The 21,285-nt window shown below is 70.5% G+C and carries 20 protein-coding genes; 3 read left to right on the forward strand and 17 right to left on the reverse strand.

The features are described from left to right. Positions 1 to 38: 38 nt before the first annotated feature. From nuoN to B5D60_RS05255, 16 genes are all read right to left on the reverse strand, one after another. Positions 39 to 1,670 carry an NADH-quinone oxidoreductase subunit NuoN gene (gene nuoN, locus B5D60_RS05185; RefSeq protein ID WP_078699161.1) on the reverse strand — a complete coding sequence of 544 codons (1,632 nt, stop codon included), beginning with the start codon at positions 1,668 to 1,670 and terminating at the stop codon, positions 39 to 41. Further along, positions 1,667 to 3,202, reverse strand: coding sequence for an NADH-quinone oxidoreductase subunit M (locus tag B5D60_RS05190; protein WP_331712497.1), 1,536 nt, complete (start codon positions 3,200 to 3,202; stop codon positions 1,667 to 1,669). The genes nuoN and B5D60_RS05190 overlap by 4 nt, the downstream gene beginning before the upstream one ends. Next, the gene (gene nuoL / locus B5D60_RS05195; protein WP_078699163.1) at positions 3,202 to 5,079 is read right to left on the reverse strand and encodes an NADH-quinone oxidoreductase subunit L; all 1,878 of its coding nucleotides are present in this window, start codon (positions 5,077 to 5,079) and stop codon (positions 3,202 to 3,204) included. The genes B5D60_RS05190 and nuoL overlap by 1 nt, the downstream gene beginning before the upstream one ends. 10 nt (positions 5,080 to 5,089) lie before the next feature. Beyond that, positions 5,090 to 5,383 carry an NADH-quinone oxidoreductase subunit NuoK gene (nuoK, locus tag B5D60_RS05200; RefSeq protein WP_078699164.1) on the reverse strand — a complete coding sequence of 98 codons (294 nt, stop codon included), beginning with the start codon at positions 5,381 to 5,383 and terminating at the stop codon, positions 5,090 to 5,092. Then, a complete protein-coding gene (locus B5D60_RS05205; RefSeq protein ID WP_078699165.1) occupies positions 5,380 to 6,231 on the reverse strand; it encodes an NADH-quinone oxidoreductase subunit J in 852 nt (283 codons plus the stop codon). Before B5D60_RS05205 ends, nuoK begins: the two co-directional genes overlap by 4 nt. Then, positions 6,228 to 6,782, reverse strand: coding sequence for an NADH-quinone oxidoreductase subunit NuoI (nuoI, locus tag B5D60_RS05210; RefSeq protein ID WP_078699166.1), 555 nt, complete (start codon positions 6,780 to 6,782; stop codon positions 6,228 to 6,230). The genes B5D60_RS05205 and nuoI overlap by 4 nt, the downstream gene beginning before the upstream one ends. Next, on the reverse strand, positions 6,779 to 8,047 hold the full coding sequence (gene nuoH, locus B5D60_RS05215) for an NADH-quinone oxidoreductase subunit NuoH (RefSeq protein ID WP_078699167.1): 1,269 nt from the start codon (positions 8,045 to 8,047) through the stop codon (positions 6,779 to 6,781). The genes nuoI and nuoH overlap by 4 nt, the downstream gene beginning before the upstream one ends. Next, positions 8,044 to 10,434, reverse strand: a complete 2,391-nt coding sequence (locus B5D60_RS05220) for an NADH-quinone oxidoreductase subunit G (protein WP_078699168.1) — start codon at positions 10,432 to 10,434, stop codon at positions 8,044 to 8,046. The genes nuoH and B5D60_RS05220 overlap by 4 nt, the downstream gene beginning before the upstream one ends. A 133-nt stretch (positions 10,435 to 10,567) precedes the next feature. Then, the gene (nuoF, locus tag B5D60_RS05225; RefSeq protein ID WP_078699169.1) at positions 10,568 to 11,878 is read right to left on the reverse strand and encodes an NADH-quinone oxidoreductase subunit NuoF; all 1,311 of its coding nucleotides are present in this window, start codon (positions 11,876 to 11,878) and stop codon (positions 10,568 to 10,570) included. Next, entirely contained in the window at positions 11,871 to 12,683 is an 813-nt protein-coding gene (nuoE, locus tag B5D60_RS05230; RefSeq protein WP_078699170.1) for an NADH-quinone oxidoreductase subunit NuoE, read from the reverse strand. Before nuoE ends, nuoF begins: the two co-directional genes overlap by 8 nt. After that, positions 12,680 to 14,011, reverse strand: coding sequence for an NADH-quinone oxidoreductase subunit D (locus B5D60_RS05235; RefSeq protein ID WP_078699171.1), 1,332 nt, complete (start codon positions 14,009 to 14,011; stop codon positions 12,680 to 12,682). The genes nuoE and B5D60_RS05235 overlap by 4 nt, the downstream gene beginning before the upstream one ends. After that, positions 14,011 to 14,145, reverse strand: coding sequence for a hypothetical protein (locus B5D60_RS17285; protein ID WP_269456872.1), 135 nt, complete (start codon positions 14,143 to 14,145; stop codon positions 14,011 to 14,013). The genes B5D60_RS05235 and B5D60_RS17285 overlap by 1 nt, the downstream gene beginning before the upstream one ends. Beyond that, a complete protein-coding gene (locus tag B5D60_RS05240; RefSeq protein ID WP_078699172.1) occupies positions 14,142 to 14,855 on the reverse strand; it encodes an NADH-quinone oxidoreductase subunit C in 714 nt (237 codons plus the stop codon). The genes B5D60_RS17285 and B5D60_RS05240 overlap by 4 nt, the downstream gene beginning before the upstream one ends. Next, complete coding sequence (locus B5D60_RS05245) at positions 14,852 to 15,406, reverse strand: NuoB/complex I 20 kDa subunit family protein (protein WP_078699173.1); 555 nt, start codon at positions 15,404 to 15,406, stop codon at positions 14,852 to 14,854. Before B5D60_RS05245 ends, B5D60_RS05240 begins: the two co-directional genes overlap by 4 nt. After that, positions 15,406 to 15,765, reverse strand: a complete 360-nt coding sequence (locus tag B5D60_RS05250; RefSeq protein WP_078699174.1) for an NADH-quinone oxidoreductase subunit A — start codon at positions 15,763 to 15,765, stop codon at positions 15,406 to 15,408. The genes B5D60_RS05245 and B5D60_RS05250 overlap by 1 nt, the downstream gene beginning before the upstream one ends. A 132-nt stretch (positions 15,766 to 15,897) precedes the next feature. Next, positions 15,898 to 16,590 (reverse strand): demethylmenaquinone methyltransferase, encoded by a 693-nt coding sequence (locus B5D60_RS05255; RefSeq protein WP_078699175.1) that lies wholly within the window; start codon positions 16,588 to 16,590, stop codon positions 15,898 to 15,900. A 97-nt stretch (positions 16,591 to 16,687) separates the two neighbouring features. On the opposite strand from B5D60_RS05255, the gene B5D60_RS05260 reads away from it, so the two are divergent. Together B5D60_RS05260 and B5D60_RS05265 are read left to right on the forward strand one after the other, a co-directional pair. Further along, positions 16,688 to 17,935, forward strand: a complete 1,248-nt coding sequence (locus tag B5D60_RS05260) for an isochorismate synthase (RefSeq protein ID WP_231948977.1) — start codon at positions 16,688 to 16,690, stop codon at positions 17,933 to 17,935. Positions 17,936 to 17,985: 50 nt separating this feature from the next. Further along, positions 17,986 to 19,155, forward strand: a complete 1,170-nt coding sequence (locus B5D60_RS05265) for a winged helix DNA-binding domain-containing protein (RefSeq protein ID WP_078699177.1) — start codon at positions 17,986 to 17,988, stop codon at positions 19,153 to 19,155. Here the strand turns inward: B5D60_RS05265 and B5D60_RS05270 are convergent. After that, positions 19,144 to 19,920, reverse strand: a complete 777-nt coding sequence (locus B5D60_RS05270) for an SGNH/GDSL hydrolase family protein (RefSeq protein WP_078699178.1) — start codon at positions 19,918 to 19,920, stop codon at positions 19,144 to 19,146. The two genes, B5D60_RS05265 and B5D60_RS05270, sit on opposite strands and share 12 nt — an antisense overlap. Before the next feature lie 89 nt (positions 19,921 to 20,009). On the opposite strand from B5D60_RS05270, the gene B5D60_RS05275 reads away from it, so the two are divergent. Further along, entirely contained in the window at positions 20,010 to 21,230 is a 1,221-nt protein-coding gene (locus B5D60_RS05275) for an NHL repeat-containing protein (RefSeq protein ID WP_078699179.1), read from the forward strand. Positions 21,231 to 21,285 lie beyond the last annotated feature (55 nt).

A 21,285-nucleotide genomic window follows, 5' to 3' on the forward strand; every position in this document is an offset into this window, starting at 1 on the left:
GTCCCACTTCCTTCCCACGACCGCCGACGACATGCCCGCTAGCGCACGAATGCGCCGGCGTTCTGGGCCAGATCCAGCATCGGGCCCGGCAGGAGACCGAGCACGACCGTCGTGATCACGGCCAAGGCAATGACCACGGTAGTCGGCACGCCCGCGACGGCCACGGTCGGCCCGTCACCGACGGGTTCGGTAAAGAACATCAGCACGATGACACGGACGTAGAAGTAGGCCGCGATCGCGCTGCAGAGGACGCCGATGACGACCAGCACCCAGGCCCCGCCGCCCCACGCGGCGCTGAACACGGCCCACTTGCCGATGAAGCCGGCGGTGAGCGGGATGCCCGCGAACGACAGCATGAAGATCGCGAAGGAGCCTGCCAGGAACGGCGACTCCTTGCCCAGGCCCGCCCACTTCGACAAGTGGGTCGTCTCGCCGGCCGAGTCGCGCACGACCGTCACGATCGCGAACGCGCCGATCGTGGCCACGCCGTAGGCGAGCAGGTAGAACAGCACCGAGGACACCGACGTGATCGCCAGTCCCTCCTCCTGCCCCATGTACGCGCCCGAGAGGCCGACGGTGAGGAAGCCGGCGTGCGCGATCGAGGAGTACGCCAGCATGCGCTTGACGTCGGTCTGGCTGATCGCCACGACCGAGCCCACGATCATCGTCAGCACGGCGACGACCCACAGCACCGGGCGCCAGTCCCAGGAGGCACCGCCGAAGGCCACGAACAGCACGCGCATCATCGCGATGAACGCGGCCGCCTTGGTGGCCGCGGCCATGAAGGCCGTGACCGGCGTCGGGGCACCCTGGTAGACGTCGGGGGTCCAGCTGTGGAACGGCACGGTGCCGACCTTGAACAGCAGGCCCACCAGCAGCAGGCCGATGGCGGCCAGCAGGATCGGCGTCTCGTCGCTGCGGGCCGAGATCGCGGTGTCGATCTCGGTGAGGTTCAGGCTGCCGGCATACCCGTAGGCCAGCGCGGCTCCGTAGAGGAAGAACGCCGAGGCGAACGCGCCCAGCAGGAAGTACTTCATGGCCGCTTCCTGGCTGAGCAGGCGACGGCGACGGGCCACGCCGCACAGCACGTACAGCGGCAGGCTCAGGACCTCGAGGGCCACGAACATCGTGATCAGGTCGTTGGAGACCGAGAAGAGCATCATGCCCGCGAGCGCGAACACCGCGAGCGGGAAGACCTCGGTGTGCTCCAGGCGTGCCGTCGTGGCCTCCGCCTCGCCGGGCGAGCCGGGGGCGTCGGCCGCGCGACCGATGAAGTCGCTGAGACCGCGCTCGTGGGAGCGCTCGGCGAACATGAGGAACGACAGGACCGCGAACAGCAGCAGGAGCGCCCACGTCAGGACGCCGGGACCGTCGACCGCGACAGCACCCTCCGCCCCAGTGCCGCCGAGGGCGGGCCAGCGGGCCTCGGGGACCTCCTCGAGTCCGAGGTAGACCCACACCGTGAGGCCGAGGGCGACCAGCGAGCCGAGGACCGCCACGACGGCCTGCGTGATGAATCGCGCGCGCCGGGGCACGGCGACCTCGATGACCAGGCCGATCATCGCGAGCGCGCCGACCGCGATGAGCGGCGACAGTTGACCGTAGTCCAGATCGGCCGCGGGGATGTCGGGCCCGGCGGTGGCCAGGACGGAGGAGACTGCGCCGATCATTCGTGGGCTCCTTCCGTCTGGTCTGCGAGGTCGATGGGCGCGCGCTGCGGCGGGTCGCCGACCCCCACGGTGACCACGGTGGGCTCGACGGCCGGGTCGATCACCGCCAGCAGCGGCTGCGGCACGAAGCCGAGCCCGATGATCAGCACGAGGGCGGGGGTCAGCGAGCCGACCTCACGACGCGTCAGGTCGGTGAACCCGGCGGTGCCCTCGTTCAGCGGGCCGGTCATGGTGCGCTGGTACATCAGCAGGATGTAGACGGCGGCCAGGACGATGCCCAGGGTCGCGGCGGTGGCGATCGGGATCGAGCGCGTGAACGTGCCCGCGAGCACGAGGAACTCCGAGACGAACGGCGCCAGGCCCGGCAGCGAGAGGCTGGACAGGCCGCCGACGAGCAGGACGCCCGACAGCACCGGCGCGACCTTCTGCACGCCACCGAAGTCGCTGATGCGGGCCGAGCCGCGGCGCGAGATCATCATGCCCGCGACGAGGAACAGCACGGCCGTGGAGAGGCCGTGGTTGAACATGTAGAGCACCGAGCCCGTCATCGACACCGTCGTGAAGGCGAAGATGCCCATGATGATGAAGCCGAAGTGCGAGACCGAGGTCAGCGCGATGAGGCGGCGCAGGTCGTCCTGGCCGATCGCGAGCAGCGCCCCGTAGAGGATGCTGATGACGGCGAGGACGAGCACGACCGGGCTGGCCCACTCCGAGGCGCCGGGGAACAGCTCCAGGCACCAGCGGATCATGCCGAACGTGCCGATCTTGTCGATCACGCTCACCATCAGCACCGAGGTCCCGGTCGTCGCCGAGCCGGCCGCGTCGGGGAGCCACGTGTGCAGCGGCCACAGGGGTGCCTTGATCGCGAAGGCGATGAAGAAGCCCAGGAACAGCAGCCGCTCGGTGGACTGCGACATCTCCAGGTTCATCAGGTCGGCGTGCAGGAACGAGGGGCCGCCCTGCTGCGTGGACAGCACGTACAGGCCGACGACCGACGCCAGCATGAGCAGGCCGCCGACCAGGTTGTAGACCAGGAACTTGACCGCCGCGTAGCTGCGCTGGCCGGTGCCGTGGCCGCCGATCAGGAAGTAGATCGGGATCAGCGTGGCCTCGAACAGGACGTAGAACGTGAAGACATCGGTGGCGGCGAACACGCCGATCGCGAGGGCCTCGAGCACGAGCATCAGCGCGAAGTAGGAGTTCGTCCCCGCGGGGTCGTGCTCCTTGTCGCGCCACGACGCGGCCAGGACGATCGGGACCAGCACCGTGGTCAGGAAGATCATCGTGAGGCCGATGCCGTTGACGCCGAGCGCCCAGTGGGCCCCGATCGCCCCGATCCACTCGTAGTCCTCGGTCAGCTGGTAGCCGCCGCTCTCGATGTCGAAGCGGCTCAGCAGCGCGAGCGACATGACGAGGGTCAGGATCGACACGCCGAACGCGACGTACCGCGGCAGCAGGCCGTCGGCCGACCGCGGCAGGAGCGCGACCACGATCGACCCCAGGAGGGGAACGGCGATCAGCAGGGACAGCATCATGCGAGCGTCACCGCCAGCAGGCCCAGCAGGACCACGAGAGCACCTCCGAGCACCATCAGTGCATAGGAACGGACATAGCCGGTCTGCGGCTTGCGCAGCTCGCCGGAGATTTCACCGATGCGGTCGGCCGCCCCGGACACGAGGCCGTCGATGACCTTCGCGTCGGCCCACACCAGGGCGCGGGTCAGGTGGGTCGTGGGTCGCACCACGAGCGCATCGTTCACGTTGTTGCCGTACAGCTCGGCGCGGCCGGCCCGGGTGAAGACCGAGACCTCGGAGTCCGCGGGGGCCGTGTCGGCGATCTCGCGGCGGCCGTAGAGGACCCAGGCCAGCGCGACGCCCGCGGCCACGACGATCAGCACGATCACCGTGACGACCCAGATCGGGACGGCGAGCTCGTGGTGCACCGGGTGACCCGTGGCCGGCTCGAGCCACTCCTCGATCCAGTCGCCGAGCGCCATCACGCCGGCGAACAGCGAGAGCGCCGCCAGGATCATCAGCGGAACGGTCATCACGGCGGGCGACTCGTGCGGGTGCACGTCCTCGCGCCAGCGCCGCTCGCCGAAGAAGGTCATCAGCATGAGGCGCGTCATGTAGAACGCGGTGATGCCCGCGCCGATGAGCGCGGCCAGGCCCACCCAGATGTTGTGGCCCAGCGCCGCCTCGATGATCTTGTCCTTGGAGAAGAAGCCCGAGGTGCCCGGGAAGCCCAGGATCGCCAGGTAGCCGATGCCGAACGTGTAGAACGTGATCGGCATGGCCTTGCGCAGCCCGCCGTAGTGGCGCATGTCGACGTCGTCGTTCATGCCGTGCATGACCGAGCCGGCGCCGAGGAACATGTTGGCCTTGAAGAAGCCGTGGGTCAGCAGGTGGAAGATCGCGAAGGCGTACCCGGCCGGGCCGAGGCCGGCGGCGAGCATCATGTAGCCGATCTGGCTCATGGTGGAGCCGGCGAGTGCCTTCTTGATGTCGTCCTTCGTGCAGCCGATCCAGGCGCCGGCCAGCAGCGTGACGAAGCCGACCGCGATGACGAAGTTGCGGGCCGTGGGCGAGGCGTCGAAGATCTCGTGCGACCGGACGACGAGGTAGACGCCCGCGGTGACCATGGTGGCCGCGTGGATGAGCGCCGAGACCGGGGTGGGGCCCTCCATCGCGTCGAGCAGCCACGCCTGCAGCGGCACCTGAGCGGACTTGCCGCACGCGCCGAGCAGCAGGAGCAGGCCGAGCGCGGTGGCCACGTTGCCCGAGACCGAGCCGATCTGGTCGTTGACCGCGGCGATCGAGGTGGTGCCGAACCAGGCGAACATCGTCATGATCGCCAGCGCCATGCCCAGGTCGCCGACGCGGTTGAGCACGAAGGCCTTCTTCGCGGCGGCGGCCGCGGACGGCTTGTGCTGCCAGAACCCGATCAGCAGGTAGGACGCCAGGCCGACGCCCTCCCAGCCGAGGAACAGCACGAGGTAGTCGGCCGCGAGGACGAGCGTCAGCATCGCGGCGATGAACAGGTTGAGGTAGGCGAAGAACCGGCGGCGGCGCGGGTCGTGGGCCATGTACCCGATCGAGTACACGTGGATCAGCGTGCCGACGCCGGTGATGAGCAGCACGAACAGGCTCGAGAGCGTGTCGAACGTGAACGAGAAGTCCACGTGGAACGCCCCGGCGTCGATCCAGGTGCCGATGGTCTCGGTGACCGAGCGGTCCTCGGGATCGCGCCCGGCCAGCTGGATGAACATGATGAGGCCGAGCACGAACGACGCCGCCGAGCAGGCGGTGGCGATCAGGTGACCGAAGCGGTCGGACTCCTTGCCCCACGTGAGCAGGAGCGCGGCGCCCGCCAGTGGGATGGCGATGAGCAGCCAGGACAGTTCCAGCACGACGTCTCCCTCAGGCCTTCAGCAGGTTCGCCTCGTCGACCGAAGTCGTCCGACGCGTGCGGTAGATGGACACGATGATGGCCAGGCCGATGGTGACCTCGGCGGCGGCGACGACCATGACGAAGAACGCCGCGACCTGGCCGTCGAGGTTGCCGTGCTGGCGCGCGAACGAGACGAACGCGAGGTTCGTGGCGTTCAGCATGAGCTCGACGCACATGAAGACGACGATCGCGTTGCGGCGCACCAGGACGCCGACCGCGCCGATCGAGAACAGCAGCATCGACAGGGTGATGTACTCGGTCATGCGCGGTCCTCCTCGTCGGTGGCCCCGTCGGAGGCCTCATCGGCAGCGGAGTCGGCGACGTCGGGGCGCTCGGTGGTGAGCGGCCGCTCGTCGGGATCGATGTCGCTGGCCGAGATCTCGCCCACCACGCGGGTGACGTCCTCGGCGTCGTGCACCTCGAACTGGTGGCGGGACACGAGCGTGCCGGGCACCGACTCGGGCAGCGGGGTGCCGTCGGGCAGCAGGGCGGGCGTGTCGACGGCGTTGTGCCGGGCGAAGACGCCGGGCGTCGGCGCGTTGCCCGGGTGCTTGCCGGTCTCGGCGTAGTCGCGCATGCGGCGCGCCTGCAGCTCGGCCTGGGTGGGCGGGTCGACGAGGCGCTCGCGGTGGGCCAGCACCATGGCGCCGAGCACCGCGACGATCATCAGCGCGGCGGTGAACTCGAACGCCAGCACGTACTTGGTGAACAGCAGCGAGGCCAGGCCGTGGACGTTGCCGTTCGCGTTGGCCTCGCCGAGGCCCACGACCGCGGAGGACACCGACTGGGCGATCGCGGTGGTCAGCAGGAGCGCGAACAGGATGCCCACGATCGCCGCGGCGGCGCGGTGGCCCTTGATCGTCTCCACGACCGAGTCGGACGTCTCGACGCCCACGAGCATCAGCACGAAGAGGAACAGCATCATGATCGCGCCGGTGTAGACGATGATCTGCACCGCGAACAGGAACGGGGCGCCCTGCGCCGCGTAGAGCATCGCCAGGCAGATCATCACGACCGCCAGGCACAGGGCCGCGTGCACGGCCTTGCGGGCGAAGATGAGACCCATCGCCGCCAGCACCATCACCGGGGCGAGGATCCAGAACGCGGTCACGCCGTGGCCTCCGGCCCGCTCGTGGTCTCGACGATCGGCAGCGACTTGCCGCGGTAGTAGTCCGTGTGGTCGTCGCTGATCAGCATCTCGTGCGGCGGCTCGACCATGCCCGGCAGCAGCGGCGCCAGCAGGTCGGACTTCTCGTAGATCAGGTCGGCGCGGTTGTCGTCGGCCAGCTCGTACTCGTTGGTCATCGTGAGCGCGCGGGTGGGGCACGCCTCGATGCACAGGCCGCACAGGATGCAGCGCAGGTAGTTGATCTGGTAGACCCGGCCGTACCGCTCACCGGGGCTGAACCGCTCGTCCTCGGTGTTGCTGGCGCCCTCGACGTAGATCGCGTCGGCGGGGCAGGCCCACGCGCACAGCTCGCAGCCGACGCACTTCTCCAAGCCGTCGGGCCAGCGGTTCAGCTGGTGCCGGCCGTGGAAGCGCGGCGCCGTGGGCACCTTCTCGAACGGGTACTTCTCGGTGACCGGCTTCTTGAACATCGTCCGGAACGTCACGCCGAAGCCGGCGATCGGGTCCCAGAGGGTCTCCTTGAGTGTGCTCATCGCGCTTCTCCCCCATCAGTGGGCTGCGTGGTGGTCGGTGCGGCGGCCATGGCGTCGCGCTGCGAGGGCAGCGGCGGCACCGGGTAGCCGCCGGCGAAGGCGTCGAACTCCTGCGGCTCCGGCTCGAGCTCCTCGTCCTCCTCGTCCCGCGTGGGCAGGAAGAAGGTGACGAGCAGCAGCACGCCGGCGACACCGGCGGCCACGAGCATCGCGTTCTGGTCGAGCATGTCCTCGACCTGCAGCTTGCGGATGAACGCCAGGGCGACGATCCAGCCGAGCGCGATCGGGATGAGCCACTTCCAGCCGAAGTGCATGAACTGGTCGTAGCGCATGCGGGGCAGCGTGCCGCGCAGCCAGATGTACATGAAGATGAAGGCGAGCGTCTTGAGGAAGAACCACAGCACGGGCCAGTAGCCCTCGTTGGCGCCCTCCCAGATCTGGGCGATGCCGAAGGGGGCGCGCCAGCCGCCGAGGAACATCGTGGTCGCCAACGCCGCGACGGTGACCATGTTGATGTACTCGGCCAGGAAGAACATCGCGAACTTGAACGACGAGTACTCGGTGTGGAAGCCGCCGACGAGCTCGCCCTCGGCCTCGGGGAGGTCGAACGGAGCGCGGTTGGTCTCGCCGACCATCGCGATGACGTAGATGATGAACGACGGCAGCAGCGGGATGAAGAACCAGACGTCCTCCTGCGCCGCGACGATCTCCGACGTCGACATCGAGCCGGCGTAGATGAAGACCGTGACCAGGGCCAGGCCCATCGCGACCTCGTAGCTGATCACCTGGGCGCTGGAGCGCAGGCCGCCCAGCAGGGCGTAGATCGAGCCGGAGGACCAGCCGGCCAGCACGATGCCGTACACGCCGACCGAGGTGACCGCGAGGATGTAGAGCACCGCGACGGGCAGGTCGGTCAGCTGCAGGGGCGTCTCGTGGCCGAAGAAGTTGACCACCGGGCCGAACGGGATGACCGCCCAGGCCAGGAACGACGGGACCACCGCGATGATCGGCGCGACGTAGTAGACGACCTTGTCGGCGGCCTTCGGGAAGATCTCCTCCTTCAGGCCCAGCTTCACGCCGTCGGCGAGGCTCTGCAGCAGGCCGAAGGGGCCGTTGACGTTGGGGCCGATGCGGTGCTGCATCCGCGCCACGACGCGACGCTCGAACCAGATGTTGAAGAGCGTGTAGACGACGAGGAAGACGAAGATCAGCAGCGCCTTGAGCGCGACGACCCACCAGGGATCGTTGCCGAAGAGCTCCATCATGCCGCACCTCCCGACAGCGCGACCCGGGCGCCGTGGGCGGCTCCGGTGGCGGCGCCGAGGTGGACGCCGGAGTTGGTGGGCGCCCACACGACCCCGTCGGGCATGAAGGCCGCCTCGGCGACGAAAGTGGCCGATCCGGTGGGTCCCGTGAGCGTGGCCGGGCCACCGGGCTGAGCGCCCGCGGCGAGCAGCGTGGCCTCGCTGGCGCGCAGGACCGGCTGCCGCGCGGTCTGGCGGTAGAAGTCGGCGCCGTCCTGGAGGCGGCCGTCGTCGACGAGCAGCTTCCAGGTGTCGAGGACGACCTTCTTCGCGGCCGACCGCGGCGCGGCCTGCTTGCGCGGGCGGAACGCGGCGCGCTTGCCGTCCCACGGGCCGAGCTCGCGCCATTCGGCGGCGGCCTCGTCGGTGGTGCGGATGCCGATCGGACGGCCGAGCTCCTCGGCGATGCCCGCCAGCACGCGGACGTCGGGCAGGGCGGGCGCGTCGATCAGGACCTTGGCGAAGGGCCGCGGACGACCCTCCCAGTTCACGAACGTGCCCGCCTTCTCCACCGGGGGCGCGACGGGCAGGATCACGTCGGCCAGCTCCGTCACAGCGGACTCGCGGACCTCGAGGCTCACCAGGAAGCCCACGGAACGCAGCGCCTCGCGGGCGGCCGCGGGATCGGCCAGGTCGTCGAGGTCGACACCGCCGACCACGAGGGCTCCCAGCTCACCCGCGGCTGCCGCCGCGATGATCGCGTCGGTGTCGAGGCCGGCCGCGTCGGGAAGGCTCGCGACGCCCCAGTCCGCGGCCACGTCGGCGCGTGCCTCGGCGGACGCGACGGGGCGGCCACCGGGCAGGAGGGTGGGCAGGCAGCCCGCGTCGAGGGCGCTGCGGTCGCCGGCACGGCGCGGGACCCACGCCCAGCGGGCGCCGGTCTCGTCGGCCTTGGCCGCCACGGCGGACAGGCCGCCGGGCACCGAGGCGAGGCGCTCGCCGGCCAGGATCACGCTGCCGGCGGGCAGCTCGAGGGCGGCCAGTGCCTCGGGCTCGCTCCCGGGCACCGTCGGCACGAGGGTGCCGTTCATCTTCGTCAGGCCGCGCGTGGCGTGCGTGCCCAGCGCGACGACGTTCACGCCGTTGCGGCTGGCCTTGCGCAGGCGCAGGAACAGGGTGCCGGCCTCGTCCTCGGGCTCGAGGCCCACGAGCACCACCGTGGAGGCGCGCTCGAGGTCGGCGAAGCGGACGCCGACCGGCGTGCCGGCGACCTTGGCCGAGAGGAACTCGGTCTCCTCCTTGGCCGTGGCGCGGGTGCGGAAGTCGATGTTGTTGGTGCCGAGGGCGACGCGGGCGAACTTGGCGTAGGCGTAGGCGTCCTCGACCGTGAGGCGCCCGCCGGTCAGCACGGCCTTGCCGGCCGCGGCGGCCAGCCCTCGCGCCGCGACGGCGAGCGCGCCAGGCCACGAGGTGGGCTCGAGCTCACCGGTCTGCGGGTTGCGCACGAGCGGTGTCGTCAGGCGGTCGGCCTGGCGCGACCAGGTGAACGCGAAGCGGTCCTTGTCGGTGATCCACTCCTCGTTGACCTCGGGATCGTCGCCGGCGAGCCGGCGCATGACCTTGCCCCGACGGTGGTCGACGCGGATCGCCGCGCCGCAGGCGTCGTGCTCGGAGACCGAGGGAACGCTGATGAGGTCGAACGGGCGTGAGCGGAAGCGGTAGTCGGCGCTGGTGAGCGCGCCCACGGGGCAGATCTGGATCGTGTTGCCACTGAAGTACGAGCCGAACGGGACGTCGTCGGCGATGCCGATCTGCTGGTGGGCGCCGCGCTCGAGCAGCGCGATGAACGGGTCGCCGGCGATCTCGGACTGGAAGCGCGTGCAGCGCTGGCACAGGACACAGCGCTCGCGGTCGAGCAGGACGTTGCTCGAGAGCGGGAGCGGCTTGGGGAACAGGCGCTTGGTCTCGATGAAGCGCGACTCGGAGGCACCGTGCGACAGCGCCTGGTTCTGCAGCGGGCACTCGCCGCCCTTGTCGCAGACGGGGCAGTCGAGGGGGTGGTTCGCGAGCAGGAACTCGAGGATGCCCTCCTGGGCCTTCTCGGCCACCGGCGACGTGACCTGCGTGCGCACGACCATGCCGGGGGCCACCTCGAGGGTGCACGAGGCCTGGGGCTTCGGCATCGGGCGGCCGTTGCCGGCGTCGGGGATCTCGACGAGGCACTGGCGGCAGGCGCCCGCGGGGGCGAGCAGCGGGTGGTCGCAGAAGCGCGGGATCTCGGTGCCGATCAGCTCGGCGGCACGGATCACGAGCGTGCCCTTGGGGACCGTGACGTCGACGTCGTCGATCGACAGCGTGACCAGGTCGACGGGCGTCGTGTCGGTGGGGTTCGGCTCGGTGACGGTCATCGGTGGACACCTCCGACGGGGACGTTGGTGGTCTCGATATGCCCGCTCGTTCCTCGCGGAGCTACTCGACCACCGGTGATCGAGTAGCTCGTGAGCGCAGCGAACGGCGTATCGAGATCACGGAGACGATGGCTCACCGGACGGCCTCCTTCGCGAACAGGGTCGAGGCGGCGGGCGGGAAGAGGTCGCGGCTCGGCGTGGTCATGCCGGCCTCGAACTCCTCGCGGAAGTACTGGATCGCCGAGGTGATCGGGCTCGTGGCGCCGTCGCCCAGGGCGCAGAACGCGCGGCCGAGGATGTTGTCGCACAGGTCGAGCAGCAGCTCGATGTCGCCCGGTTGGCCCTGGCCTTCGTCGATGCGGCGCAGGGTCTGGACGAGCCACCACGTGCCCTCGCGGCAGGGGGTGCACTTGCCGCAGGACTCGTGCTTGTAGAACTCGGTCCAGCGGAGCACGCACCGCACCACCGAGGTGGTCTGGTCGAAGATCTGCAGGGCGCGGGTGCCCAGCATCGAGCCCGCGGCGCCGACGCCCTCGAAGTCCAGCGGGACGTCGAGGTGCTCGGCCGTGAGCAGCGGGGTGGACGAGCCGCCGGGGGTCCAGAACTTCAGCTCCGAGCCCGGACGCATGCCGCCGCCGAGATCGAGCAGCTCGCGCAGCGTGATGCCCAGCGGGGCCTCGTACTGCCCCGGCTTCGCGACATGGCCCGAGAGGCTGAAGATGCCGTGACCCTTCGACTTCTCGGTGCCCATCGAGGCGAACCAGTCGGCGCCACCGGCGATGATGCCGGGCACCGAGGCGACCGACTCGACGTTGTTGACCACCGTGGGCGACGCGTAGAGGCCGGCGACGGCGGGGAACGGCGGGCGCAGGCGGGGCTGGCCGCGACGGCCCTCGAGCGAGTCGAGCAGCGCCGTCTCCTCACCGCAGATGTAGGCACCGGCGCCGGCGTGCACGATCAGGTCGAGGTCGTAGCCGCTGCCGTGGATGTCGCGGCCCAGGTGGCCGGCGTCGTACGCCTCGCGTACGGCGGCGCGCAGGCGGCGAATCACGTGCAGTACCTCGCCGCGGACGTAGATGAACGCCGTGTGGGCGCGGATCGCGCGCGACGCGATGATGACGCCCTCGATCAGCACGTGGGGGTTGGCCATCATGAGCGGGATGTCCTTGCAGGTGCCCGGCTCGGACTCGTCGGCGTTGACCACGAGGTACTTCGGGTTGGGGTTGTCCTGCGGGATGAAGCCCCACTTCATGCCGGTGGGGAAGCCGGCGCCGCCGCGACCGCGCAGGCCAGCGTCCTTGACCTCCTCGATGATGGCGTCGGGGTCCATCGTGAGGGACTTCTCCAGGCCGCGGTAGCCGCCGCGCGCCGTGTAGGCGTCGAGCGTCCAGGCGCGGTCGTCGGCCCAGTTGGCGGTCAGGACCGGGGTCAGCGTGTCAGTCATCGGTGCCCTCGCTCTCCTGCAGGTCGGCGCCGCCCTCGACGTCGGTGTCGGTCTGCTCGGCCACGGTCTCGGACTCGGCGCGGCTCGTGTCGGCCTCGGCGACCGCCTCGGTGGTCGACTCCGGGGCGGCCTCGGTGCCCGACGCGTCCAGCGGCGGGGCGGCCCAGCCACGCTGGTCGGCGATCTCCAGGCCCACGAGCGACGCGGGTCCGGCGGCGGGTCCCTCGTCGACCAGGCCGTCCTCGAAGCCGCCGATGACCCGCTCCGCCTCGCGCCACGAGGTGATCGTGGCGCCGCGGGGGGACTGGACGGTCTCGCCGGAGCGGAGCTTGTCGACCACATCCATGGCGGACTCGGGGGTCTGGTTGTCGAAGAACTCCCAGTTGACCATCATCACCGGGGCGAAGTCGCAGGCCGCGTTGCACTCGACGCGCTCGAGCGTGATCCGGCCGTCCTCGGTGGTCTCGTCGTTGCCGACGTCGAGGTGGCCGCACAGGCGCTCGAAGATCTCGTCGCCGCCCATCACGGCGCACAGCGTGTTGGTGCAGACGCCGACGTGGTGCGTGCCCATCGGGCGGCGCTTGTACATCGTGTAAAAGGTGGCGACGGCGCTCACCTCGGCCTCGGTGAGGCCCAGGATCCGCCCGCACACCTCGATGCCCTCGGCGGTCACGCGGCCCTGCGCCGACTGCACGATGTGCAGCATCGGCAGCAGCGCGCTGCGCGCCTGCGGGTACCGGGCGGCGAGCTCGCGCAACTCGGAGAGCGTGGTCTCCGACAGCCCTTCAGAGATCTGCTCGGTCATCGATCAACGCCTCCCATGACGGGGTCGATGGATGCCACCGCGACGATGACGTCGGAGAGCATGCCGCCCTCGCTCATCGCGGAGACGCCCTGCAGGTTCACGAACGACGGCTCGCGGAAGTGGACGCGGAACGGGCGGGTGCCACCGTCGGAGACCGCGTGGCACGCGATCTCGCCCTTCGGCGACTCGATCGGGAAGTAGACCTGCCCGGCCGGCACCCGGAAGCCCTCGGTGACGAGCTTGAAGTGGTGGATCAGCGCCTCCATCGACTCGCCCATGATGTGGCGGATGTGCTCGGGCGAGTTGCCCTGGCCGTCCGCCCCCACCGAGAGCTGGGCGGGCCAGGCGATCTTGCGGTCGGCGATCATGACGGGCTGGCCCTCGGTGGCGTCGAGGCGCTCGATGCACTGCTCGACGATGCGCAGCGACTCCCACATCTCCAGCTGGCGGATCATGAAGCGGCCGTAGGCGTCGGGCTCGTCGCGGGTGATCACGTCGAACTCGTAGGAGTCGTAGCCCCAGTACGGCTGGGTGCGACGCAGGTCCCAGTCCAGGCCCGTGGAGCGCAGGATCGGGCCCGTGATGCCGAGGGCCAGCACGCCGGCGAGGTCGAGGTGGCCCACGTTCTTGAGCCGGCCCTTGAAGATCGGGTTGGCGTTGCAGAGCGCCGCGTACTCGGGGAGGCGCTTCTTGAGCAGGGCGACGAGGTCGCGCAGCTCGCCGGTGGTGCCGTCCGGAAGGTCCTGGGCCACGCCGCCTGGACGGAAGTACGCGTGGTTCATGCGCAGGCCCGTGATGAGCTCGAACGCCTTGAGGATCTCCTCGCGGTCGCGGAAGCCGCACGTCATCACGGTCAGCGCGCCGATCTCCATGCCACCGGTGGCGATCGCCACGAGGTGGCTGGAGATGCGATTCAGCTCGAGCAGCATCACGCGGATGACCTGGGCGCGCTCGGTGATCTGGTCCTCCACGCCGAGCAGGCGCTCGACGGCGCCGACGTACGCGGCCTCGGTGGAGAACGGCGCGACGTAGTCCATGCGGGTGCAGAAGGTCACGCCCTGGGTCCAGGTGCGGAACTCCATGTTCTTCTCGATGCCGGTGTGCAGGTAGCCGATGCCGGCGCGGGCGTCGTGCACCTGCTCGCCGTCGATCTCGAGGATGAGGCGCAGCACGCCGTGCGTGGACGGGTGCTGCGGACCCATGTTGATGACGAGGCGGTCGCCCTCGAGCGCGTCGGCCTCGATCGTGTCCCAGTCACCGCCGGTGACGTTGAAGACCTGGCCGGAGGTGGACTCCGAGGTGCCCGCGTACGGGTCGGTGGTGACCATCAGGAGTTGCTCCTTCGGTTGTCCGGGGAGGGGACGAAGCCGCCCTTGAACTCCACGTCGATGCCGCCGAGCACCGCGAGCGGAGCGAGCGCATTCATGGAGCGTCCCGGGGCTACCCGCTGGGCGGCTCTCATGAGTAGCTCCTTCGGCTGTCAGGCGCCGGGATGAAGCCGCCCTTGAACTCCACGTCGATGCCGCCCAGCGGGTAGTCCTTGCGCTGGGGGTGGCCCGGCCAGTCGTCGGGCATGAGGATGCGGGTCAGGTGCGGGTGCCCGTCGAACTGGAGCCCGAACATGTCCCACACCTCGCGCTCGTGCCAGTCGGCCGTGGGGTAGACGCCCACGACGCTCGGCACGTGCGGGTCCTCGTCGGGGCACACGACCTCGAGCCGGATCCGGCGATTGTGGGTCATCGAGAGCAGGTGGTAGACCGCGTGCAGCTCACGACCCGTCTCGTTCGGGTAGTGCACGCCGCTGACGCCGCTGAAGAGCTCGAAGCGCAGGCCCGCGTCGTCGCGCAGGTGCTGGGCCGCCTGCAGCAGCTTCTCGCGGCGGATGAAGAAGGTGATCTCACCGCGGTCGACGACGACCTGCTCGATCGCGTCGGCCAGGCCCTCGCCCCCGGCGAGCCGCTCGGCGACCTCGTCGAACCAGCCGCCGTAGGGCGGCAGGGACGCGCCGGGCATGACCACGGGGCGGCGCAGGCCGCCGAAGCCGCTCGTGTCGCCGGTGCCGTGGACGCCGAAGGCGCCCTCGCGGACCTCGATGACCTCGAGCTCGGTGGCGTCGCTCTTCTTCAGCTCCGCGCGCGTCTCGTGCGACGCGTCCTGCGTCTCGTCGCTCATCGAAGCAACCCAGACTGTGCGGAGGTGGGCAGGGCGGCCAGGGCGGCGGCCTCCTGCTCGCGGATCTCGGCGGTGCGGTCGGCGCCCAGCTGCGTGTGCTGGATCGAGTCACGCAGCTTGAAGATCGCGTCGATCAGCATCTCCGGGCGCGGCGGGCAGCCCGGCAGGTACATGTCGACCGGGACGACGTGGTCGACGCCCTGGACGATCGCGTAGTTGTTGAACATGCCGCCCGAGCTGGCGCAGACGCCCATCGCGAGCACCCACTTGGGGCCGGGCATCTGGTCGTAGATCTGGCGCAGGACGGGAGCCATCTTCTGGCTGACGCGACCGGCGACGATCATCAGGTCGGCCTGTCGCGGCGACGGCCGGAAGACCTCCATGCCGAACCGGCCTGAGTCGTAGCGCGGCGCGCCGAACGTCATCATCTCGATGGCGCAGCAGGCCAGGCCGAACGTGGCCGGCCAGAAGGACGCCTTGCGGAAGTAGCCGGCCAGGCCCTCGACGGTCGAGAGCAGGACGCCACTGGGGAGTTTTTCCTCGAGGCCCATCAGGTCCAGTCCATTCCCCCGCGCCGCCATTCATAGACGTACGCGATCGTGATGTTGAGCAGGAAGAGCATGACGGCGAAGAACGCGAACCAGCTCAGCTCGTCGAAGACGACGGCGAACGGGTAGAGGAACACGATCTCGATGTCGAAGACGATGAACATCATCGCCGTGAAGAAGTACTTGATGGAGACCTTGCCGCCGCCCTCGGGCAGCGGGCTCGGCTCGATGCCGGACTCGTAGCGGTCCATCTTGGCCCGGTTGTACCGGGCAGGTCCGGTGAACGGCGCGATGCCGACGCTGAACAGCGCGAATGCCAACGCGAGTCCGCCCAGCACCAAGATCGGGATGTACTCGTTCACGGCACCTCCATCACCCTCGGACGATCACCCTCGGACGAGCCTTGTGAAGATCTTCACAGGCTCACTGGGATCACTCTAGTAACCGCGAGGACCACGCGTGTGAGTTAGGTAACACTTAGTGTGGCGCGGGTCTCAGAGGGGGCGCTCGGCGCGGTGCACGGCGACGATCCCGCCGGACAGGTTCTCCCACGTGACCGGGCCCCAGCCGGCCTCGGACATGCGGATCGCGAGGCCCCGCTGGTCGGGCCAGGAGCGGATCGACTCGGCGAGGTAGACGTAGGACTCGGGGTTCGACGAGACGCGGCGGGCGATCGTCGGCAGCGCCCTCATGAGGTAGTTGGAGTAGATCGTCTCGAACGGCTTCCACGTGGGCGTGGAGAACTCGCACACGACGATCCGGCCGCCGGGACGGGTCACGCGGAGCATCTCGCGCAGCCCCTGCAGCGGGTCGTGGATGTTGCGCAGCCCGAAGGAGATCGTGACGGCGTCGAACACGCCGTCGGCGAAGGGCAGCGCCATCCCGTCGCCCGCCGTGAAGTCCAGGCCCGGGTACTGCTGCTTGCCGACCTCGAGCATGCCGATCGAGAAGTCGCACGGAACGACGTGGGCGCCCGCCTCGGCGAACGGCGCGCTGGACGTGCCGGTGCCGGCCGCGAGATCGAGGATCCGCTCGCCGCGCTGCGGGTCGACGGTGGCGACCACCTTGGTGCGCCAGCGGCGGTCCTGGCCCAAGGAGAGGACGTCGTTCGTGAGGTCGTACCGAGCCGCGACCGTGTCGAACATGCGCGCGACGTCGCGGGGATCCTTGTCCAGCCCTGCTCTCATGGCGCCACCTTCTCACGCTCGCCCTCACGGCCCCCACGTCCGGCCCGTTCCGCCGGTCCAGCACGTGCCTTCCCGCTGCGCTAGTAAGGTGGAGCGGGTGAGCACGCTGGCGACCGACGGACGGGCCGAACCGCTCGTCGCACGGTCCCGCGAGATCGCCGACCCGGGTGAGCTGCTCGCCCTCCTGCCCTCCTCCCCCGACGCCCTGGCGTGGGTGCACGGCGGCGACGGCATCGTCGGATGGGGCCGCGCGGCGTCGTTCGCGCCCGACGGCGACGACCGCTTCGACGCCGCCGACGACTGGTGGGCCGAGGTCGTCGACGCCTCCGTCGTCCGCGACGAGGTCGAGCTGCCCGGCAGTGGTCTCGTGGCCTTCGGCAGCTTCACGTTCGCCGACCGCCCCGGCTCGCTGCTCACCGTTCCCGAGGTCGTCGTGGGCCGCCGCGACGGTCGCTGCTGGGTCACCACCATCGGCCGCTCGCTGGGCCCCGTGCCCGAGCTCTCCGGCTCGGCGCCGCGCGACCCGGCCGGCGTCCGCTTCGCCGACGACCCCGCCCGCCGCGAGGCGTGGTCGGCCACCGTCGAGAAGGCGGTGCGACGGATCCAGGCCGACGAGCTCGACAAGGTGGTCCTGGCCCGCTCCGTCGACGCCCAGTTCGACGAGCCCCTCGACGTGCGCTCGCCGCTCGGCCGGCTCGCCTCGACGTACCCCAGCTGCTGGACCTTCCACGTCGACGGCTTCTTCGGCTCCACGCCCGAGATGCTCGTGCGCCTCCAGGGCGGCCTGGTCACGTCGCGCGTGCTCGCCGGGACGATCCGGCGCACCGGCGACGACGCGCGCGACCTCGGCCTGGCCGCATCGCTCGCCCGCTCCAGCAAGGACCTCGAGGAGCACGAGTACGCCGTGCGATCGGTGGCCGATGCCCTGGCCCCGCACTGCACCGGCATGAACGTGCCGGAGGCGCCCTTCGTGCTGCACCTGCCCAACGTCATGCACCTGGCCACGGACGTCACTGGCGTGCTGCGCGACGACGCGGGCGTGCTGTCGCTCGTGGCCTCCCTCCACCCCTCGGCGGCCGTGGGTGGCACGCCGACCGCCGACGCCGTCCGCGTCATCGCCGAGATCGAGCGACTGGACCGCGGCCGGTACGCCGGGCCCGTGGGCTGGATCGGTGCCTCGGGCGACGGCGAGTGGGGCATCGGCCTGCGCTCGGCGCAGCTGCGTGCCGACGGGCGCGGCGCCCGGCTCTTCGCCGGCTGCGGGATCGTCGCCGACTCCTCCCCCGCCGACGAGCTGGCCGAGGCGGACGCCAAGCTGATCCCCGTTCGCGACGCCCTGCGCTGAGCGCCCCGGGCCACCCGCGTCCCGTCGGTCCCGGCCGATAGCGTCGCCGCATGCAGATCGACGCGGCGGAGCGACGCCGACGACTCGGCGTCAGGCACGCCCTCGCGGCACCGGTCACCCGTGCCGAGGACGTCGCGGCCTCGGTCGCCGCCCTCCACAGCACCGACCCGGCCTCGATGGTGCTCTCGGTCCTGGCCCGGCTCGCCCACCCGGACGTCGCCGAGGTCGAGCGCGCGCTCTACGCCGACCGGTCGCTCGTCCGGGTGCTGGCGATGCGGCGCACCGTGTTCGCCGTTCCCACGCAGGACTGCGGGGCGTACCTCGCCTCGGTCCAGCACTCGGTCGCCGGTCCGGAGTACCGCAAGCTGCGCGGCATGATCGCCGACTCCGGCATCGCCGAGCCCGACGCGTGGCTCGCGTCCGCGCACGCGGCGGCGCTGGCCGCGTTCGACCGGCTGGAGGAGTTCAGCAGCGCCGAGCTCGCCGCGGCCGACCCGCTGCTGGCCGCCCGCATCGACGTCGGCGCCGGCACGAAGTACGCGACCTCGCAGTCGATCGCCAGCCGACTGCTCACGGTGATGTCGGCCGAGGGTCACGTGGTGCGCGCCCGCCCCTCGGGCACCTGGGCGTCCACCCAGTTCCGCTGGGCCGCGATGCACCGGTGGCTGCCGGCACTCGGCCCGCTGCCCGATGCCGCCGAGGCACGGGCCGTCGTCGCGCGACGCTGGCTCGCCCGCTTCGGCCCGGCCCGGGCCGAGGACCTGCAGTGGTGGACCGGCTGGACGAAGGGCCACACCACGGCCGCGCTGGCGGCGCTCGACATCGCCGAGGTGACCCTCGACGGCGCGCCCGGCATCGCGCTGGCCGAGGACCTCGATCCCACTCCGGACCCCGGCCCGTGGGTGGCGCTGCTGCCGGCGCTCGACCCCACGACGATGGGCTGGAAGCACCGCGACTGGTACCTCGGCCCGCACGCGGAGCACGTCTTCGACACCACCGGCAACGCCGGACCGACCGTCTGGAAGGACGGCCGGATCGTGGGCGGCTGGGCGATCCGCGACGACGGCACCGTGGCGGTCCGCCTGCTCACCGACGTGGGCGCCGAGGCGTCCGCCGCGATCGATGCCGAGGCGGCCGCGCTCGAGCAGCGCCTCGGCGGCACCGTCGTCAAGGCCCGCGGCCGCCGCTGGACCCCGCTGGAGAATGAGCTACGCGGCTGAGCCGCTGAGCGGCGTCAGCTCGCGGTAGCGCGGGTCGAGCCCGTCGCCGCTGGAGCGGCCGGTGACGCGCCGCTTGATCCAGGGTCCGAGGTACTCGACCGCCCACTGCACCTGCGCCTTGACACGCTCGACGAGGCTCAACGGCGTGGGGTCCGCGAGCACCAGCGGCTCCAGGTCGTGCTTCACGTCGAGGGCGTCGAGCACCGCGATCGCCATCCGCTGGTGACCCGCCGGCGACATGTGCATGCGGTCGGTGTCCCAGAGCCGCGGGTCCCGGTAGTCGGTGAGGTGCCAGTAGTCCACGACCGTCGCCCCGTGCCGGGCCGCGATCTCGCGCACGGCGGCGCAGTAGCGCACGAAGCGGTCGCGAACGAGCGCATAGATGCGCGAGCCGCCCGGGTCGGCGGGGGTGAACATCACGACGTGGGCACCCGACGCCGCGAGTCGCCCGATGATCCGGTCGTACTCCGCGAGCAGCCGGTCGAGGTCGACCTTCGGCCGCATGATGTCGTTGCCGCCCGCGTAGATGGTGACGAGGTCGGGCTGCAGCGCGAGCGCTGGATCGATCTGCTCGGCCGCGATCGGCCCGAGCTTGCGGCCGCGGATCGCGAGGTTGGCGTAGGACAGGCCACCGCCCTGAGCCCGATCGAGCGCCGCGGCGAACCGGTCGGCCCACCCCCGCACGCCGTTCGGCAGGCTCGGATCGTCGTCGCCGACGCCTTCGGTGAAGGAGTCGCCCAGGGCCACGTAGCGCGCGAAAGTCACCCCCCGAGATTACGCGTCGTCTCAACCCGGGCGACGGCTGCTCTCCACCGTCATGGGAACGCCGCTTCCCGTCCAGATTGGAGAATTCGATGACCCCCCTCGTCAAGACCACCTCCCGGGCGCTCGCGCTCGGCACCACCGGCGCGCTCGTCGCCGGCCTGATCGCCGCCTCACCCGCGACCGCCGCGGTGAACGTGGACGTACCGCCCACCAAGACCGTCAGCGGAGAGCTGTCCGGCCCCATCGGCATCGAGGACGACGCAGCCGGGAACGTCTACGTGGCTTCCCAGGGCAACAACGCGATCGTCGTCCACCGCAAGAACGCCTCGGGCGCCTCGGCCCCGCTGCGCCGCATCAGCGGTGCCGCGACCCAGCTGGCCACCCCGCGCGACGTGGCCCTGGACTCGAACGGCTTCCTGTACGTCGTCAACATCGCCGGCACGGTGCTCGTCTTCGCGCCGAACGCGTCGGGGAACGTGGCTCCGGTGAAGACGTTCGGCACCGGCCCCGGTTCGGGCTTCGGCATCGACATCGCCGGCGGTGAGGTCTACGTCCGCAAGACCAACGGGTACAACGTCTACTCCCCCTCCGCGACCGGCAACCCGGCTCCGACCGAGCGCGCCGTGACCGGCCTCGGCCAGGGTCGCTCCATCGTGGTCTCCGGGCCGCGGGTGTGGACGGCCAACGGCACCCAGCTGCGGGCGTACTCGCGCACCGCAGACGGGGCGGCAACGCCGATCCAGTCGATCAACAACGCCCTGCCGAACACCGAGATCAACGGTCTCGATGCCGACTCGGCCGGCCGGATCCACGTGGCCACGTTCAGTCCCGCCACGGTTCGCGTGTTCGCACCGAACGCCGACGGGAACGACACTCCCCTGAAGGTGCTGGGCGGACCCGCTTCCGACCTGAACCTCTCGACAGGCCTCACGGTGCTCAGCGGCGGTTCGTTCGCCGTCGCCAACTTCACCCAGGGCCGGTACCTGGTGTTCAAGAGCCTGTTCGCGAAGCCGGCCACCAAGCCCGGCAAGGTCCGGTCGCTGAAGGTCGGTGGCAAGAAGACCTCGAAGGTGCGCAAGGTCGTCTGGAAGGCTCCGGCGTCCAACGGCGGCGCGAAGATCACCTCGTACCGGATCGTGGTGAAGAAGGGCGGCAAGACGCTGCTCAAGCGCAACGTGAGCGGCTCCAAGCGGGCGCTGGTGATCAAGCGGTCCAAGCTGCGCAATGGCGTCAACACGGTCTTCGTCCAGGCGAAGAACAGCAAGGGCCTCGGCCCCGTGGCCAAGAAGAACTTCCGCGTGAGGAAGTGACGGACACCCACCGGCAGAGCGCCCCGGGTCCCTCAGGGGCCCGGGGCGCTCTGGT

Source organism: Aeromicrobium choanae (genome assembly GCF_900167475.1).
In the GTDB taxonomy this organism is placed as follows: domain Bacteria; phylum Actinomycetota; class Actinomycetes; order Propionibacteriales; family Nocardioidaceae; genus Aeromicrobium; species Aeromicrobium choanae.

Coding starts and splice junctions, on each gene's coding strand:
- B5D60_RS05245 (WP_078699173.1), bottom strand. CDS start 15,406: ATGGGCCTCGAGGAAAAACTCCCCAGTGGCGTCCTGCTCTCGACCGTC.
- B5D60_RS05240 (WP_078699172.1), bottom strand. CDS start 14,855: ATGAGCGACGAGACGCAGGACGCGTCGCACGAGACGCGCGCGGAGCTG.
- B5D60_RS05220 (WP_078699168.1), bottom strand. CDS start 10,434: ATGACCGTCACCGAGCCGAACCCCACCGACACGACGCCCGTCGACCTG.
- B5D60_RS05190 (WP_331712497.1), bottom strand. CDS start 3,202: ATGCTGTCCCTGCTGATCGCCGTTCCCCTCCTGGGGTCGATCGTGGTC.
- B5D60_RS05275 (WP_078699179.1), top strand. CDS start 20,010: ATGACCCCCCTCGTCAAGACCACCTCCCGGGCGCTCGCGCTCGGCACC.
- nuoI (WP_078699166.1), bottom strand. CDS start 6,782: ATGAGCACACTCAAGGAGACCCTCTGGGACCCGATCGCCGGCTTCGGC.
- nuoN (WP_078699161.1), bottom strand. CDS start 1,670: ATGATCGGCGCAGTCTCCTCCGTCCTGGCCACCGCCGGGCCCGACATC.
- B5D60_RS17285 (WP_269456872.1), bottom strand. CDS start 14,145: ATGAGAGCCGCCCAGCGGGTAGCCCCGGGACGCTCCATGAATGCGCTC.
- nuoH (WP_078699167.1), bottom strand. CDS start 8,047: ATGATGGAGCTCTTCGGCAACGATCCCTGGTGGGTCGTCGCGCTCAAG.
- nuoK (WP_078699164.1), bottom strand. CDS start 5,383: ATGACCGAGTACATCACCCTGTCGATGCTGCTGTTCTCGATCGGCGCG.
- B5D60_RS05235 (WP_078699171.1), bottom strand. CDS start 14,011: ATGGTCACCACCGACCCGTACGCGGGCACCTCGGAGTCCACCTCCGGC.
- B5D60_RS05265 (WP_078699177.1), top strand. CDS start 17,986: ATGCAGATCGACGCGGCGGAGCGACGCCGACGACTCGGCGTCAGGCAC.
- nuoF (WP_078699169.1), bottom strand. CDS start 11,878: ATGACTGACACGCTGACCCCGGTCCTGACCGCCAACTGGGCCGACGAC.
- nuoE (WP_078699170.1), bottom strand. CDS start 12,683: ATGACCGAGCAGATCTCTGAAGGGCTGTCGGAGACCACGCTCTCCGAG.
- B5D60_RS05255 (WP_078699175.1), bottom strand. CDS start 16,590: ATGAGAGCAGGGCTGGACAAGGATCCCCGCGACGTCGCGCGCATGTTC.